The 15,564-nt window shown below is 63.9% G+C and carries 17 protein-coding genes; 12 read left to right on the top strand and 5 right to left on the bottom strand.

What is annotated here, in order from left to right; all coding sequences use genetic code 11:
• Nucleotides 1–84: 84 nt before the first annotated feature.
• From IG122_RS17665 to IG122_RS17650, 4 genes are all read right to left on the bottom strand, one after another.
• A complete protein-coding gene (locus tag IG122_RS17665; protein ID WP_193186726.1) occupies nt 85–684 on the bottom strand; it encodes a TetR/AcrR family transcriptional regulator in 600 nt (199 codons plus the stop codon).
• 64 nt (nt 685–748) lie between these two features.
• Nucleotides 749–1,561, bottom strand: coding sequence for a pyrroline-5-carboxylate reductase (proC, locus tag IG122_RS17660; RefSeq protein ID WP_193186723.1), 813 nt, complete (start codon nt 1,559–1,561; stop codon nt 749–751).
• A 7-nt stretch (nt 1,562–1,568) separates the two neighbouring features.
• Nucleotides 1,569–2,072: a type III secretion system chaperone family protein gene (locus tag IG122_RS17655; RefSeq protein WP_193186720.1), complete on the bottom strand. Its 504-nt coding sequence runs from the start codon at nt 2,070–2,072 to the stop codon at nt 1,569–1,571.
• 229 nt (nt 2,073–2,301) lie between these two features.
• Nucleotides 2,302–2,649, bottom strand: coding sequence for an accessory factor UbiK family protein (locus IG122_RS17650; protein WP_193186717.1), 348 nt, complete (start codon nt 2,647–2,649; stop codon nt 2,302–2,304).
• A gap of 160 nt (nt 2,650–2,809) precedes the next feature.
• Between IG122_RS17650 and rfaD the strand changes: the two genes are divergently transcribed.
• The 10 genes from rfaD to ychF all read left to right on the top strand — a co-directional run bounded on the left by rfaD (nt 2,810) and on the right by ychF (nt 12,406).
• Nucleotides 2,810–3,802, top strand: coding sequence for an ADP-glyceromanno-heptose 6-epimerase (gene rfaD, locus IG122_RS17645; protein WP_193186714.1), 993 nt, complete (start codon nt 2,810–2,812; stop codon nt 3,800–3,802).
• An 18-nt stretch (nt 3,803–3,820) separates the two neighbouring features.
• The gene (lgt, locus tag IG122_RS17640) at nt 3,821–4,636 is read left to right on the top strand and encodes a prolipoprotein diacylglyceryl transferase (RefSeq protein WP_193186711.1); all 816 of its coding nucleotides are present in this window, start codon (nt 3,821–3,823) and stop codon (nt 4,634–4,636) included.
• On the top strand, nt 4,633–5,745 hold the full coding sequence (locus IG122_RS17635) for a class I SAM-dependent methyltransferase (protein ID WP_193186708.1): 1,113 nt from the start codon (nt 4,633–4,635) through the stop codon (nt 5,743–5,745). The genes lgt and IG122_RS17635 overlap by 4 nt, the downstream gene beginning before the upstream one ends.
• A gap of 16 nt (nt 5,746–5,761) precedes the next feature.
• Nucleotides 5,762–6,526 (top strand): peptidoglycan editing factor PgeF, encoded by a 765-nt coding sequence (gene pgeF, locus IG122_RS17630; protein WP_193186705.1) that lies wholly within the window; start codon nt 5,762–5,764, stop codon nt 6,524–6,526.
• Between the two features lie 4 nt (nt 6,527–6,530).
• Entirely contained in the window at nt 6,531–7,679 is a 1,149-nt protein-coding gene (locus IG122_RS17625) for a M24 family metallopeptidase (RefSeq protein WP_319024919.1), read from the top strand.
• Between the two features lie 106 nt (nt 7,680–7,785).
• Nucleotides 7,786–8,718 carry a hypothetical protein gene (locus IG122_RS17620; RefSeq protein WP_193186702.1) on the top strand — a complete coding sequence of 311 codons (933 nt, stop codon included), beginning with the start codon at nt 7,786–7,788 and terminating at the stop codon, nt 8,716–8,718.
• A 144-nt stretch (nt 8,719–8,862) separates the two neighbouring features.
• A complete protein-coding gene (locus tag IG122_RS17615; protein ID WP_319024922.1) occupies nt 8,863–9,798 on the top strand; it encodes a ribose-phosphate pyrophosphokinase in 936 nt (311 codons plus the stop codon).
• Between the two features lie 153 nt (nt 9,799–9,951).
• The gene (locus IG122_RS17610; protein ID WP_193186696.1) at nt 9,952–10,590 is read left to right on the top strand and encodes a 50S ribosomal protein L25/general stress protein Ctc; all 639 of its coding nucleotides are present in this window, start codon (nt 9,952–9,954) and stop codon (nt 10,588–10,590) included.
• A gap of 56 nt (nt 10,591–10,646) precedes the next feature.
• Nucleotides 10,647–11,300, top strand: a complete 654-nt coding sequence (gene pth, locus IG122_RS17605; RefSeq protein ID WP_193186693.1) for an aminoacyl-tRNA hydrolase — start codon at nt 10,647–10,649, stop codon at nt 11,298–11,300.
• 2 nt (nt 11,301–11,302) lie between these two features.
• Nucleotides 11,303–12,406, top strand: coding sequence for a redox-regulated ATPase YchF (gene ychF / locus IG122_RS17600; RefSeq protein ID WP_193186690.1), 1,104 nt, complete (start codon nt 11,303–11,305; stop codon nt 12,404–12,406).
• A 15-nt stretch (nt 12,407–12,421) separates the two neighbouring features.
• Here ychF and IG122_RS17595 read toward each other — a convergent pair whose 3' ends face one another.
• Entirely contained in the window at nt 12,422–12,907 is a 486-nt protein-coding gene (locus IG122_RS17595; RefSeq protein WP_193186687.1) for an AAA family ATPase, read from the bottom strand.
• A gap of 263 nt (nt 12,908–13,170) precedes the next feature.
• On the opposite strand from IG122_RS17595, the gene IG122_RS17590 reads away from it, so the two are divergent.
• Nucleotides 13,171–13,839 (top strand): dienelactone hydrolase family protein, encoded by a 669-nt coding sequence (locus IG122_RS17590; protein ID WP_193186684.1) that lies wholly within the window; start codon nt 13,171–13,173, stop codon nt 13,837–13,839.
• A gap of 95 nt (nt 13,840–13,934) precedes the next feature.
• Nucleotides 13,935–15,545, top strand: coding sequence for a cation:proton antiporter domain-containing protein (locus IG122_RS24500; protein WP_193186681.1), 1,611 nt, complete (start codon nt 13,935–13,937; stop codon nt 15,543–15,545).
• The last annotated feature ends 19 nt before the right edge of the window (nt 15,546–15,564 follow it).

Raw genomic sequence — 15,564 nt, 5'->3', positions numbered from 1 at the left:
GATTGGCGGTATATCGGGATATTTAGTGAAAATGTCAAGAGTAAATGTTGCACCGCAACAAAACTGTCGCGTGCAAAAAGACACTTAATACGTGCGAGGTTTTTTCGTCCGGAACGGCGAAGAAGCGACCAGCTCGTCGAGCTTCCTGAGACGCTTGTCGAGCGCCGCCATCGTGGGGCCGAGATCTTCGCTGCGATCATCCAACCACACATTGAGGACGGAAACATAAAGCGCGGCCAATACCTTGCGCCGCAGGCATCCGATCGGCCCCCGGGTCCCGATACCGCTCAGATGGAGCACGTCTCCCATAGCGGAATGTAGCCGCGGCAGGCCACCAAGCGCCATGCAGGGGTCCCGCCGCGCCGCCTTGAGCAGCGCCGAATAGCCGCCGCGATGCTCCTGAAGCAGTTCGAAACGGGTCATCAGCGCGTCAAATAGCCGCTCCGGCGCCGGCAGGTCCGGGTCTTCCGCGTCGGGATCGACAGCGGCCACCGCTTCGCGATCAAACCGGTCCGCGATCCCGTCCAGCAAGGCACGCTTGGTGCGGAAACTGCGCTCAAGCTCAACCGGCGGCAGCCCGGCATGCTCGGCCACATCGTGCAGGGTCAGAGCGAACCAGCCACGCGCGCCGGCAACGTCGAGTGCCGCGTCGAGGATCTTGTCGGTATCAACAGAGGACATCATCCGCTCTCTTGCCGGTTATCCCCTCGATATGGGCCAGCAAGAGACGGAAGCAAGATCGCCGGACTTAGCCGGCCAGTTCGCGAGACCGGTCGGCGGCGGCCTTGAGGGCACGATCGAAGACCGGGCCGATGCCGTCATCGGCCATCAGAACCTTCAGGGCCTCGGCCGTGGTTCCGCCAGGGCTGGTCACGTTCTGCCGAAGCTGAGCCGCCGGTTCGTCCGAAAGACGTGCGAGCTCACCCGCGCCGGAAACCGTGGCCGAAGCGAGACGCATCGCGAGGTCGGCCGGCAGACCAAGCTTCTCGCCCGCCGCCGCCATGACCTCGATCAGCAGGAAGACATAGGCCGGGCCGCTTCCCGAGACCGCTGTCACCGCGTCGATCAGGCCCTCGCTCGGGACTTCCAGAGCCTCGCCGACGGAGGAGAGCAGATCGCCGGCGAGATCCATCTGCGCCTGGCTCGCCGCCGTGTTGCCGACATAGGCGGTGATCCCGCGCCCGACGGCGGCAGGCGTGTTCGGCATCGAGCGGATGATCGCGGCGTCGGTCCCGAGCAGATTCTCGAAATAGGAAATGGTCTTTCCGGCGGCGATCGAGAGGAACGCCGTTTCCGGACCGGCATAGCGCGCGAGAGGTGCCGCCTCGTCCATGACCTGCGGCTTCAGCGCGAGGATGACCATGCCCGGATGGAAATCCGCCGGGATCTGGTCCTGGTCGCGGACGATCGTCACGCCGTCGGTATTCTCGAATTTTTTCGTCGCGGCCTCTGCGCGCTCGACCACGCAGACTCCGTGGGCGGCGTAGCCTTTTTCAAGCCAGCCTTGAAGAAGGGCACCGCCCATTTTGCCGCATCCCAGCAGCAGGAGAGATTTGTTCATTGGGAGCTCAAGCTTCTCCGACAACATCCAGCAGGGAGGCCTGCATGGCCTCTTCCGCCGATTTACCGCCCCAGATCACGAACTGGAACGCGGGGAAGAAACGTTCGCATTCGGTCAGGGCCACATCCACAAGATCCTCGAGCTGCTCGACGCTGGCCGAGTGGGCACCGCGCAGCAGGCTGGTCTGACGGAACATCGGCGTGCCGTCCTCGGTCGAAAGATCGAAATGACCGAGCCAGAGCTTCTCGTTGATCATCGCCAGGAGGGAATGCACCTCTCGCCGCTTCTCGACCGGAACCCGGCTTTCGAAAATGCAGGAAAAGTGGAGGGCTCCCATATCCTCCTGCCAGAGGAAAAAGAGCCTGTAATCCGCCCAGCGGCCTTGAATTTCGACTGCAAGTTCGTCGCTGCTTGCGCGCTCGTGAGCCCAGTCGTTGGCTCCGACAATTTCCTCCATCAGGTCTAACGGATTACGGGGAACTTCAACCGTTTCGACGTAAGTCAGAGACATACTATCTAACCCCCTCTGAGAGGCGCGCTGTCCGGCGCTCCGGGGCGATCGTAGACAGGAAGGCTTGGTCACGCGGACCGCCGAACACAGCCCGACTAGATCTAGCGTGGTGCCAATCGCCAAGCACCACGACAAGTAGACTCTCAAATGAGAGTCATGCGATCAACCTATATTTCGTGGGTCCCTACCGAAAACTAGGTATATTTAGTTTTCATTACAAAACAGTAGCTTATTTGTCTTTTGTCGCATTCTGGATTCCCGCCTTCGCGGAAGCCCCTGTTTTGGACTGCTTAGGCGCCCGGCGCACGGTTCTCGCCTTACCGTCCTTCAGAGCGGCGATTTCCTTCTCCAGCGCGGAAATCCGCTTGGCGAGGGCCTCCTGCTCCTTCCGGGCGGCAGCGGCCTGATCCCGTACGGCCGCGAACTCCTCGTAGGTGACGAGGTCATGCTCGCCGAGGAATCGCTCGAACTGCTGACGAATCATCTGTTCGAATTCCTCGCGGACGCCCGCCGCCGCCGACATCGCGCCGCTCGCCATCTTGGCGAGGTCGTCAAAAAATCTGTTGCTCGTCTGCATCGGCGGCTCCTTCCGTCCGGCTTCGGCACCGTTCGGACCCAGACCTACTACTTTCGGGCTTGCGAAAGCAATCGGCGTCGGGCCAGAACAGCCATATGGTGTCATGCGCCGTGGCGGAAAAGGCAGAGGGCCGATTGCCGCGGCCGGGAAGGATGCGCTCATGATTGTTGTCACCGGCGGCGCCGGCTTCATCGGATCGAACCTGGTCGCGGCGCTCAGCGAGCGCGAGGACACCGCCCGCGACCTTGTAGTCTGCGATACCCTGGGCAGCGGTGAGAAGTGGCGCAACATCGCGAAGCGCGAACTCGCCGACCTGATTCCGCCGGAGGATCTCTTCGGCTTCCTCGACGAACACAAGGACATGGTCGAGACCGTGTTCCATCTCGGCGCCAGCTCCTCGACCACCGAGCGCGACGCCGACTTCATCGTCAAACAGAACTTCCGCACCTCGATCGATCTCTGGAAATGGTGCGCCGACAATGATGCCAGCCTGATCTACGCATCTTCGGCCGCGACCTACGGAGACGGCACGGAAGGTTTCGACGACGATGCCAGTCTCGATGGCCTCGCCCGCCTGCAGCCGCTGAATCCATACGGCTGGAGCAAGCACCTCTTCGACCGCCGTATCGCGCGACTGGTCGCCGAAGGCCGCAAGACCCCGAAACAATGGGCCGGCCTGAAGTTCTTCAATGTCTATGGCCCCAACGAAGCGCATAAAGGCGGTCAGAAGAGTGTCGTCGCGCAGATCTATCCGCGCGCCGCGGCCAATCTTCCGGCGACCCTGTTCCGCTCGCACCACCCGGACTACGAGGATGGCGGCCAGCTCCGGGATTTCGTCTGGGTCGGCGATTGCGTCGACGTGATGCTGTGGCTGCACGACACACCGGACGTTTCGGGCCTGTTCAATCTCGGCACCGGCCAGGCGCGGTCCTTCGCCGATCTCGCCCGCGCGGTCTATGTCGCGCTCGGCAAGGATCCGCGGATCGATTTCGTCGACACTCCGGTCGAGATCCGCGACCGCTACCAGTATTTCACCCAGGCCAACATGGACAAGCTGCGCAGCGCCGGGTACCCGGGCCAGTTCACCTCGCTCGAGGAAGGCGTCCGGCGCTACGTGCAGGATTTCCTGGATTCCGACGACCCCTATCGCTGACAGCGGGAGCCCGGCCTCATGGAGCAGAGTTTTCTGCAGTTCCCGAACATCGATCCGGTGATCTTCTCCATCGGTCCCTTCGCGATCCGCTGGTACGCGCTTGCCTATATCGCCGGGCTACTTCTGGGCTGGCGCTACTGCGTCCATCTCTGCCGGCAGGCGCCGCGCTTCATGGAGCCGCAGGCGCTCGACGACCTGCTGGTCTATGCCACCCTCGGCGTCGTGCTCGGCGGGCGGATCGGCTACGTGCTGTTCTACAATCCGGCCTACTATTTCGAGAACCCCGCGCAGATCCTCCAGGTCTGGCAGGGCGGCATGGCGTTCCACGGCGGCATGCTCGGCACCGTCCTCGGGCTGGTGGTCTTCGCGCTCCGGCGCGGCATCAATCCGCTCGCCGTCGGCGACATGGTCGCGGCGGCGGCGCCGATCGGACTGTTCTTCGGGCGCATCGCCAATTTCATCAATGGCGAGCTGTTCGGCCGGCCGGGCGACGTGCCCTGGGCGATGGTGTTCCCGAACGGCGGGCCGGAGCCACGGCATCCGAGCCAGCTCTATGAAGCCGCGCTCGAAGGTGCCCTGCTCTTCAGCTTGCTCGCCTTCCTGATCTGGCGCACGGACATCAGGCGCTATCCGGGCGCGGTAGGCGGCCTGTTCCTCGCCGGCTACGGGATCGCACGCTTCACCGTCGAATTCTTCCGCGAGCCTGACGCCCAGCTCGGCTATCTCTTCGCCGGGGCGACCATGGGTCAGCTTCTCTCCCTGCCCATGATCATCGTCGGCATCGGCGTCGCGCTCTGGGCCCGGCGCCGCCCGGCCATGACCGAGGGCGCATGACCGACGGACCGCTTGTCCAACATCTGAAAGACCTGACCGCCGCCGAAGGACCTCTGAGCGTCGCGCGCTACATGCAGGAAGTCCTGCTCCATCCGGAGCACGGCTATTACACACGGCGAGAACCCTTCGGAACGCAGGGCGACTTCATCACCGCACCGGAAATCTGCCAGGTCTTCGGCGAGCTGATCGGGCTCTGGTGCGCCTCGGTCTGGCAACAGTCCGGATCGCCCGAACGCGTCGCCCTCGTCGAATTCGGCCCCGGGCGCGGCACCTTGATGGCGGATGCTCTCAGGGCTGCCCGAATTGTTCCCGGCTTCTCAGAAGCCGTAGAGGTGCATCTGGTCGAGGCAAGTCCGCGACTGCGCGAGATCCAGCGGACGGCTCTTTCCGGCATCGAAGTGACCTGGCACGACGTGCCCGGCACCCTTCCCGCCTGCCCCTCACTCATGACCGGCAACGAGTTTTTCGATGCGCTACCTATCCATCAGCTCGTCTTTCGGTCCGGCACCTGGCAGGAACGATGCATTGGCTGGGATGTCGAGAAAAGCGGGTTGAGCTGGACCGCGCAGGCTGCATCCGCGGACTTGGCCGCGCTGGTCCCGGCAACGGCCGGGACGCCGGAAGAAGGCGATATTTTCGAGATCTCCGTCGATGCACGCGCGCACATGAAAGAGATCACCCGGCACATCGATCGCCACGGCGGCGCCGGGCTCTTCATCGACTACGGTCACGGCCGGAGCGCTTTCGGCGATACCTTCCAGGCGGTGAGGGCCCACAAGCCTGTTGATCCGCTTTCCGTGCCGGGCACGGCGGACCTGACGGCCCATGTCGATTTCGACGCCCTTCTCGGTACCGCCGCAGCCACTGGCTGCTTCGGGTTCGGAACCGTCACACAGAGCGCCTTCCTGACGGCGCTCGGGATCGAACAAAGGGTCCAACGGCTGCTGCAGAAGGCCTCGGAGGCACAGGCTGCGACGCTGCGCAGCGGCGCACGCCGCTTGATCGATCCGGCTGAAATGGGCACGCTGTTCAAGGTCATAGCGGTTGCCGCTCCGAAATTGGGTGAATTGCCCGGGTTCGGCCCGCCGAGAGACCAGGCACGGACGTGAGAGGGGACGCGAGAGCGTGATCCAGCTTGACGAGTTGAATACGGACAAGATCCGCCATGCCTTCTATACGAGGCGCGGCGGCGTCAGCCAGGGCATATACCGTTCGCTGAATTGCGGATTCGGCTCGGGAGACCAGCGCAAATCCGTCGCGGCGAATCGCGCCCGCACGATGGCCGCCCTCGACTGCGAGCCGGAAATTCTCGTCACCTGCAACCAGATACATTCCAGCATCGTACACGTGCTCGACAGCGACGAGCGGCCTGCGGAGCCGCCGCGTGCCGACGGCCTGGTGACAATCCGCAAGAACGTCGCGCTCGGTGTTCTGACCGCCGATTGCGCTCCGGTCCTGTTCTCCGATCCGGCGGACGGGATCATCGGCGCCTGCCACGCCGGCTGGCGCGGCGCGCTGAACGGCATTATCGAAGCGACGGTGGATGCGATGATCGAGCTCGGCGCCAGGCCGGACAACATTCAGGCCGCGGTCGGCCCCTGCATCGGCCGGGCGTCCTACGAGGTTGGCCCCGAATTCCCGCAGCCTTTCCTCGAGCAGGACCGCAACAACGCCGAATTCTTCTCGCCCGGCGAGCGCGAGGGACATTTCCAGTTCGACCTTTCGAATTACTGCGCCTCACGCCTGTCGCGGCTAAGGCTGGGCGAGATCTACCGACTCGACTGCGATACCTGCCGCGACGAGCCGAACTTCTTCAGCTACCGGCGCTCCCGTCTTCGCGAGGAGCCGGATTACGGGCGCCAGCTCTCCACCATCGTCATCGCGGAGTAGCATCGTGCTGCATTTCACCGAGGAAGAACTCGCGGGCCGCCGCGCGCGCGCCATCTCGCTCATGGAAGAGCGTGGCCTCGACGGGCTGCTGATGTTCCGTCAAGAAAGCATGTTCTACCTGACCGGCTACGACACTTTCGGTTTCTGTTTCTTCCAATGCCTCTATCTCGGCACCGACGGGCGGCTCGCGCTGATCACCCGGGCGCCGGATCTGAGGCAGGCCCAGAACACCAGCATGGTCGGTGACATCCGGATCTGGGTGGACCGCGACGGCGCAACGCCGGCGAGCGAGCTCAAGGCGATGCTGAGCGAGTTCGGCTGCGCCGGAAAAACCCTCGGGATCGAGTACGAGGCCTATGGCCTGACGGCCCGCAACGGCATGGCAGTCAATGCCGAGCTGGAAGGATTCTGCACGCTGAGGGACGAGTCCGAACTGGTCTCGGAACTTCGGGTCGTCAAATCACCGGCGGAACTCGCCTATGTACGCCGGGCCGCGGAGCTGGCGGACGACGCCCTCTTGGCGGCGCACGAGCTGACCGCGCCGGGCGCCTTCGAGGGCGACATTCTCGCCGCCATGCAGGGCGCCGTCTTCAAGGGCGGCGGCGACTATCCGGGTAACGAGTTCATCATCGGATCCGGCTCGGACGCCCTGCTCTGCCGCTATTTCACCGGACGGCGGACACTGGCACCCCAGGATCAACTCACACTGGAGTTCGCCGGGGCCTACCGGCACTACCATGCCTGCATGATGCGGACGATCCCGGTCGGACCGGTGAGGGACGAGCATATCGACATGCACTCCGCCTGCGTCGAAGCGCTGGAGGCCTGCCGCGACGCGCTCCGTCCCGGCGGGACCGTCGGCTCGGTGTTCGACGCCCACGCGGCGGTGATGGACCGGCGCGGCTACCGCCACGCCCGCATGAATGCCTGCGGCTACTCGCTGGGTGCGGTCTTCGCGCCGATCTGGATGGACTACCCGATGTTCTACCATGCGAATCCGGTAGTGATCCGGTCGGGCATGGTGTTCTTCGCGCATATGATCCTGATGGACAGCGAGAAGGACCTTGCGATGAATGTCGGCGAGACCTTTATTGTGACCGATGACGGCAACGAGCGGCTCTCCAAACTCCCGCTCGATCTGGTTTGCCGATAACCGAAGACGCGGAGCGCCGCGGCGATGCCTCACCTGCAGATCCTCTTCGCGGCAACCCTCCTCGGGCTGCTTGTCAGCTGCATTCTGGTCGTTTAAAGCGACGCCCATGAGAAACGCAGCCCGGCCCCGTCCCGGCCGCTCCTTCCCGGGCGCGGTCCTCGTCCTCCTGATGGCACTCGCGCTCGCGGCCTGCGGCGAGATCCCCCGCCCGTTCGCGCCGGAATTCGACAAGAAATCCTACAACGCGTTCCTGTTCGTCCCGGAGACCGCCGGCATACATGTCGAACCGGTGGAAGGACCGGTCCCGTGGGTCGGCGAGGCGATGGCGCGGGCCATGGCCGGTGCCCTGGTCGATCACAATGTCGTCGCGAGCGACAGGACCCGCAATCGCCGCAGCTTCATTCTGAAGAGCCGGGGCTATCAGCAGCTCCGCAATGACGGGCCCGCGGAACTCGTGATGGACTGGACCCTGGTCACCCCCGAAGGGGAGAAAGTCGGCGAGAAGACCGTGATTTCCGTCCCGCCGCCCGCCTTCTGGGAAGAGCCGGAAGACGCGCATTTCGCGGAGATCGCGGAAGCGACGGCGCCAGGGGTCGCCGCATGGCTGGTCCCGGAGATCGGCACCCGCACCGCGGCCGACCTGCCGCCCGTGCAGCTCGACCTGATCGACGGTCCCAATCAGCACGGCAACGCGATCCTGCGCCAGACCATGCTCCTCAGGCTGCAGTCGCGCGGCATCGAGATCGTCGACAGCAGCGCCATTCCCGACGGCGCACTGTCCCTCAAGGGCCGGATCGACATAAAGCCGCTGAACGGCGAGACCGACCTTGTCGCGATTTCCTGGCGCCTCGCCGATCCCCGCGAACGCGAGATCGGCGTGATCGATCAGAACAATACCGTGCCCGCCGGGAGCATGGAGAAAAGCTGGCTCAGCGCCGCCCCCCTGATCGCCGACGGCGCGCTCGAGGGCCTGCTGCCGCTTCTGGAGGCCTACGAGCGCCAAAGGATAGGCGGTAATACCGTCATAAAGCGGCAATAACCCTTGCACCTTTTCGACCCGCGCTGATATGGTCCGCCCGCTTTCAAAGACGCCGCGCTACTGGGCATCCGGCTCAGCTCTACAGGGACTTCGCCGCCTCCTTTCCCAACTAGCGACCACAGGGCACGAATGTCAGACGTTCGTATGAAGATCTTGGCCTGCAACAGCAACAGGCCGCTGGCGGAAACCATCGCCGCCTACCTGAACATGCCGTTGACGAAAGCCGATGTCCGGCGCTTCTCCGACATGGAAGTGTTCGTCGAGATCCAGGAAAACGTACGCGGCGAGGATGTCTTCGTCATCCAGCCGACCTCCTATCCGGCAAACGACAACCTCATGGAACTGCTGGTGACGCTCGATGCGCTGAAACGCGCGTCCGCACGGCGCATCACGGCGGTCATTCCCTATTACGGCTATGCCCGCCAGGATCGGAAGTCCGGCTCCCGCACGCCGATCTCCGCCAAACTTGTCGCGAACCTGATCACCGTCGCGGGCGCGGACCGGGTCCTGACCATCGATCTGCATGCGGGTCAGATCCAGGGTTTCTTCGACATCCCGACCGACAACCTCTTCGCCGCACCGGTGTTCCACAAGGACATCACCGACCGCTATGGCGACGAGCAGATCACCATCGTCTCGCCGGATGTCGGCGGCGTCGTGCGGGCCCGCGCGCTCGCCAAGCCGCTGAATGCAGATCTCGCCATCATCGACAAGCGGCGCGAGCGCGCCGGCGTGTCCGAAGTGATGAACATCATCGGCGACGTGAAGGACAAGCGCTGCATCCTGGTCGACGACATCGTCGACAGCGGCGGCACGCTCTGCAACGCCGCCGAGGCCCTGATCGAGTCCGGTGCGGTCTCCGTCGACGCCTACATCACCCATGGCGTGCTCTCCGGCGGTGCCGTTGCGCGCATCACCTCCTCGCCGCTGCAGTCGCTGGTCACCACCGACAGCATCGCGACGACGGAAGCCGTCCGCGTTGCCCGGAATATCCGGCAGATTTCCGTCGCCCCGCTGCTCGGCGAGTCGATCCGGCGTATCGCCGAGGAACGCTCGGTTTCCAGCCTCTTCAATTTCTGACCGGACCCGCGCAGGGCGCAGGATCCGGCTTGGCGTAAAAGGCTGGCTTTTTCCCGCGAAAGCCACTAAAACGCCCCGCTCATCCGTTCCGCTTGACGGGTCGGCACCCCTGGAGGTCGGCCGTGGGCGGGACTTTTCTATTGGAGATACGAAATGTCTGACGTGATCGAACTGAGCGCCCAGACGCGTGACCGGGTCGGTAAGGGGTCCGCCCGCGCTGCCCGTCGTGCGGGGCTCGTCCCGGCCGTTATCTACGGCGACAAGAAAGACCCGGTTTCCATTACCCTGGAAGAGCGGGTGCTGGTGAAGCAGCTGCATCAGGCCGGCTTCTTCTCGACCCTGATCGACCTCGATATCGAGGGCAAGAAGCATCGCGTGCTCGCGCGCGACGTGCAGCTCCACCCGGTCTCCGACCGTCCGGAGCATGTCGACTTCCTGCGGATCAGCGCAACCTCGACGATCCACGTCGAAGTGCCGGTCGAGTTCACCAACGAAGAGAAATGCCCGGGCCTCAAGGCCGGCGGCGTTCTCAACGTCGTGCGCCACGAAGTCGAGGTGAGCTGCCGTCCGGACCAGATGCCGCACTCGCTCATCATCAACCTCGAAGGCTACAAGGTCGGCGACAGCATCCATATCAGCGCCGTCGACATGCCGGAAGGCGTCGCCCCGACCATCACCGATCGTGACTTCACCGTCGCCACCATCGCCGCTCCGTCGGCGCTCCGCGGCAAGTCCGAAGATGAAGCGGACGAGGCGGACGAAGCCGAAGAGGCTGAGGAAGACGAAGAGTAATCCACCTAGCGACGCCGCGCTGAATATGGCGCGGCGTTTCGGGAAGGGACCGTGCGATGTTTCTGTTCGTTGGCCTAGGCAATCCCGGGCCGAAATACGAGCTGACGCGCCATAATATCGGGTTCCTCGTCGCCGACGAGATCGCCTCGAGCTACGGTTTCGGCCCCTTCCGCGCCCGTTTCCAGGCCCTCACCGCCGACGGCACCGTCGGTGGTGAGAAGGTCCTGCTGATGAAACCGACCACCTTCATGAACGAGTCCGGCCGCGCGGTCGGCGAGGCGGTCCGTTTCTTCAAGATCCCGCTCGAAAACATCATCGTCTTCTATGACGAGATCGACCTTGCCCCCGGCAAGATCCGTGTGAAGCGCGGCGGTGGCGCTGGCGGTCACAACGGCATCCGCAGCATCGATGCGCATGTCGGCAAGGAGTACTGGCGGGTCCGCCTCGGGGTCGGCCATCCGGGCGACAAGAACCGGGTGAAGGACTACGTGTTGAACGATTTCGCGAAGGCGGAACGCGAGGGCTGGCTGTCGAAGCTGATCCCGGCGGTCGCCGACGAGGCGGATTTGCTGGTCAAGGGTGAGGACGGCAGCTTCATGAGCCGGGTCAGCCAGGCCGTGTTCCCGCAGCGGCCGAAGCCGCCGAAACCGAAAAACCTGCCCAAGGCCGAGGAGGCCGGCGGCACAGAAGACAACAGTCAGGATCGTTAGTCATGGGCTTCAAGTGCGGCATCGTCGGTCTGCCAAATGTCGGCAAATCCACCCTTTTCAATGCCCTGACGCAGACGGCCGCGGCCGAAGCGGCGAACTATCCCTTCTGCACCATCGAGCCTAATACCGGCCGCGTCGCCGTGCCGGATCCCCGCCTCGACAAGCTCGCCGAGCTCGCCGGCTCGAAGCAGATCCTGCCGACACAGCTTGAGTTCGTCGACATCGCCGGTCTGGTCCGTGGCGCCAGCAAGGGCGAAGGCCTCGGCAACCAGTTCCTCGCCAACATCCGCGAGGTCGATGCTATCGTGCACGTCCTGCGCTGCTTCGAGTCCGATGACATCACCCATGTCGAGGGCTCGGTCGATCCGCTGCGCGATGCCGAGACCATCGACACCGAGCTGATGCTCTCGGACCTCGATAGCCTGGAGCGCCGGGTCGCGCCGCTGGAGAAGAAAGCGAAGTCCGGCGACAAGGACGCGAAGACCCAGGTCGCGATCATGACCCGGATCCTCGACGCGCTCCGCGACGGCAAGCCGGGCCGCTCCATCAAGGACTGGAGCCCGGAAGAAAAGAAGATCGTCGACACGCTGCAGCTCCTGACCACCAAGCCGGTGCTCTATGTCTGCAACGTCGAGGAAGAGAACTCCGCCGAGGGCAACGGGAATTCCGCCAAGGTCTTCAAGATGGCGGAAGCCGAAGGCGCCGTCGCGGTCGTCATTTCCGCCGCCATCGAAGCCGAGATCGCGCAGCTCGGCAGCGCAGAGGAAAAGAAAGAATTCCTGGAGACCCTCGGCCTCGAGGAAACCGGCCTCGCCCGCGTGATCCGCGCCGGCTACAGCCTGCTCGACCTGCTCACCTTCTTCACCGTCGGCCCGAAGGAGGCCCGCGCCTGGACCGTTGGTCGCGGCGCCAAGGCGCCGAACGCGGCGGGCGTGATCCATACCGATTTCGAACGCGGCTTCATTCGCGCCGAGACCATCTCCTACGACGATTTCGTCGCCTGCGGCGGTGAGAGCGGTGCTAAGGAAGCTGGCAAGATGCGGGTCGAGGGTTCGGAATACCTGGTGAAAGACGGCGACGTCTTCCACTTCCGCTTCAACGTCTGAGCCTGGCGGCGGGCCTCACGGCCCGCCATGGACGAGGACGGGCAAGCCCTCCCCCGTCTCCGGCGCCTCGAAATACCCCGAGATCAGGTCGAACTCCGCTTCGCTCGGCGAGAAAGCGTGCGCGCCGGACGCATTGCGTTCGCATAGCCGCTTTTTGCAGGCCACGTCCGGCAGGTCGAGATAGTGGAGCAAGGCAGAAACGCCCGCCTCCTCCGCAATGCCGCGCATCCAGCTGCGCAGCGTCCGCGTGTTCGCGGGAAAATCGAGTGCGATGGAATTGCCCGCCTTCAGTAGCGCGACCAGATGCGGCGAGAGCGTCGCGCGCAGGCGCGCGGAGCAGCGGATATAATCGTCGAAGCTCTCCATCTCGGGGCCGAAGAGACCGCTTATCCAGTCATCCTCCGAGATCAGGAGAGCGCCGGACTGATGGGCGAGACGTTTGGCGAGCGTGGATTTACCGGCGGCGATCTTGCCGCAGAACAGGTGCAGTGTGGTGGACATGGCGCTTTTCCGAGACCGGGCGGCATGGGCCCGGATGCGGGTCTTCCCGCAGGGGTGAAACAGGGACAGCTGACGACCCGGCCTGAACCTTCAGACCGGGCCGCTAATAACTCGGCGCACCATCCTGGCCGCCGCCCTGTTTACCAGCGCATGCATGCGTCATGATTACTCCCGCCGGTGCGCGCCGTCACGCGGAATCCGGTTTGCGCGCTTCCGCCACGGGCACTAGAGTCCGCGCCGAGCGATTATTCAGGGAGAGACTGATGGGCGAATTCATCCAGCTGACGGCGTCCGACGGGCATAAGTTCGACGCCTATCTCGCACAGCCGAAAGGCAAGGCGCGGGGCGGTGTCGTGATCGTGCAGGAGATTTTCGGTATCAACGCGCATATCCGCAGCGTAGCCGACGATTACGCCTCGGAAGGCTATCTCGCGGTCGCGCCGGCGCTGTTCGACCGGATCGAACCGAAGATCGAACTCGGCTACGAGGCCGAGGACATCGAGAAAGGCCGGGACTACAAGGGCCGCTGCGCAGATGACGCGGCGCTGCTCGATATCGCCGCGGCACAGGGCACGGCGGCGGCGGCCGGCAAGGTCGGTGTGGTCGGCTACTGCTGGGGAGGTTATCTCGCCTGGCTCGCGACGACCCGCCTCGACGGTTTCGATGCCGGCGCGAGCTACTACGGCGGCGGGATCGGCTCGGTCGCGACCGAGAAGCCCAAATGCCCGGTGATCTTCCATTTCGGCGAGCAGGACCACGCGATCCCGATGGAGGACGTGAACAAGGTCAAGGCCGCGCATCCGGAACTGACGGTCAACCTCTACCCCGCCGGTCACGGCTTCAACTGCGACCATCGCGGCAGCTATGACGCCACCAGCGCCAAGATTGCCCGCGAGCGCACTCTGGAACTCTTCGCCGACAAGATCGGCTGAGCAGAGAACAATCTGGCCAGGACTGAGAGCGATCGAGCCTCAAGAGCAGTCCTGGCCGGCAACATGCCGAAGCCCGGTAGACGAGCACCCCAAGAGTGGAATCCCTCAGCATCCCGATCGATTACCGAGACCCGGCCTGGATCGCAGTCGCGTTTCTCTCCGGCCTCTTGGTCCGGCAGATCAACCTGCCCCCGATGGTCGGCTTTCTCATGGCCGGGTTCGTCCTGCATCTTCTCGGAGCCGAGAACGATGCGTTCCTGCTGGCGGTTGCCGATACCGGCGTCCTCCTGCTGCTTTTCACCATCGGACTTAAACTGAGGTTGGAAAGTCTTGCCCGCCCCGAGATTTGGGCGACGACCGGTCTTCACATGGCCTCGTCCGTCGCGCTGTTGGTCTGCTCCGTGCTGGCCCTCGGCTGGGCGGGGCTGCTTCTGTTCGACGATGTGGACTTCAGCAGCGCCCTGATCCTCGCCTTCGCGCTGTCCTTTTCGAGTACCGTTTTTGCCGTGAAGATGCTGGAGGACCGGGGCACCATGATGTCCCGCTACGGCCAGGTCGCCATCGGCATCCTGATCATGCAGGACATCGCCGCCGTGATCTTCCTGGCCGCATCCGCCGGCAAGCTTCCTTCGATATGGGCGCTCGGACTGCTCGCGCTGATCCCGGCGCGGCATCTGCTCGGCCACTTGATGGACCGGAGCGGGCATGGCGAGCTGCTGGCCGTTTTCGGCTTCGCCATCGCCCTCTCGGGAGCGGCGCTCTTCGATCTGGTCGGCCTGAAAGAGGATCTCGGTGCCCTGGTGGCCGGCGTCCTTCTGGCGCACCACCCGAAGGCCAAACATCTCTCGAACACCCTCATGAGCTTCAAGGATGTATTCCTTGTCTGCTTCTTCCTGACCATCGGATTGACCGGACTGCCAAGCTGGGAAACCGCGGGAACGGCCCTCGTCCTGCTGGTCTTCCTCCCGATCAAGACCCTTCTTTTCGTTTTGCTCCTTATCCGGTTCCGAATGAGAGCGCGCGGGTCCACCATGGGCGGACTGGCGCTCGGCAATTACTCCGAGTTCGGCCTGATCGTCGTCGCCATTGCCATCGGCGCCGGCTGGCTCGCCCCCGAATGGCTGACGGTAACGGCCCTTGCCCTGTCCGCCTCTCTCGTCATCGCCTCGTCGATCAATATCTTCGCAACCGGAATCTATGTCCGGATGCAGCATTGGCTCGCCGGTCTGGAGACCAAAGAACGCCTGCCCGGAGACGAGGACATCGATCTTGGGGGGCATCGCATCCTCGTGTTCGGAATGGGCCGTGTCGGACGATCCGCCTATGACGAGATGCAGGAACTGGCCGACGGGCGGATCATGGGGATCGACCTCGACGAGATCCAGGTCGCCAAGAGCCGCGACGAGGGTCGCAATGTCGTCCGGGGGGATGCGACAAATCCGGAATTCTGGTCGCGCCTCATCGCGCCGCACCACAAGACCGAGATGGTTCTGCTTGCGATGTCGAACCACAACTCGAACCTGGAGGCGGCACAGCGCATGCGGGAGCGCGGCTATACGGGGCCGATCGTCTCGACGTCCCTATTCCCTGACCAGGAAGCGGAGCTGTTGGAAAACGGCATCGATGAGGTCTTCAACATTTACGAGGAAGCCGGAAGCGGCGCCGCAACGCGCATGCACGAGCTGTTGAAAGGCGTGCGACAGTAAGCGCCGCTTTCGCGGATCC

This window comes from Nisaea sediminum, from assembly GCF_014904705.1.
Classification (GTDB): domain Bacteria; phylum Pseudomonadota; class Alphaproteobacteria; order Thalassobaculales; family Thalassobaculaceae; genus Nisaea; species Nisaea sediminum.
The sequence above is the reverse complement of the archived record's forward strand: the minus strand, read 5'-3'. Positions and strand labels throughout refer to the sequence as shown.

Bases quoted from the DNA above. Each gene is read 5' to 3' on its own strand.
- IG122_RS17615 (WP_319024922.1), top strand. From the start codon at position 8,863: ATGAAGATCTTGGCCTGCAACAGCAACAGGCCGCTGGCGGAAACCATC.
- IG122_RS17590 (WP_193186684.1), top strand. From the start codon at position 13,171: ATGGGCGAATTCATCCAGCTGACGGCGTCCGACGGGCATAAGTTCGAC.
- IG122_RS17635 (WP_193186708.1), top strand. From the start codon at position 4,633: ATGACCGACGGACCGCTTGTCCAACATCTGAAAGACCTGACCGCCGCC.
- IG122_RS17655 (WP_193186720.1), bottom strand. From the start codon at position 2,072: ATGTCTCTGACTTACGTCGAAACGGTTGAAGTTCCCCGTAATCCGTTA.
- pth (WP_193186693.1), top strand. From the start codon at position 10,647: ATGTTTCTGTTCGTTGGCCTAGGCAATCCCGGGCCGAAATACGAGCTG.
- rfaD (WP_193186714.1), top strand. From the start codon at position 2,810: ATGATTGTTGTCACCGGCGGCGCCGGCTTCATCGGATCGAACCTGGTC.
- IG122_RS17650 (WP_193186717.1), bottom strand. From the start codon at position 2,649: ATGCAGACGAGCAACAGATTTTTTGACGACCTCGCCAAGATGGCGAGC.
- lgt (WP_193186711.1), top strand. From the start codon at position 3,821: ATGGAGCAGAGTTTTCTGCAGTTCCCGAACATCGATCCGGTGATCTTC.
- ychF (WP_193186690.1), top strand. From the start codon at position 11,303: ATGGGCTTCAAGTGCGGCATCGTCGGTCTGCCAAATGTCGGCAAATCC.
- proC (WP_193186723.1), bottom strand. From the start codon at position 1,561: ATGAACAAATCTCTCCTGCTGCTGGGATGCGGCAAAATGGGCGGTGCC.
- IG122_RS17595 (WP_193186687.1), bottom strand. From the start codon at position 12,907: ATGTCCACCACACTGCACCTGTTCTGCGGCAAGATCGCCGCCGGTAAA.
- IG122_RS17620 (WP_193186702.1), top strand. From the start codon at position 7,786: ATGAGAAACGCAGCCCGGCCCCGTCCCGGCCGCTCCTTCCCGGGCGCG.
- IG122_RS17665 (WP_193186726.1), bottom strand. From the start codon at position 684: ATGATGTCCTCTGTTGATACCGACAAGATCCTCGACGCGGCACTCGAC.
- IG122_RS17610 (WP_193186696.1), top strand. From the start codon at position 9,952: ATGTCTGACGTGATCGAACTGAGCGCCCAGACGCGTGACCGGGTCGGT.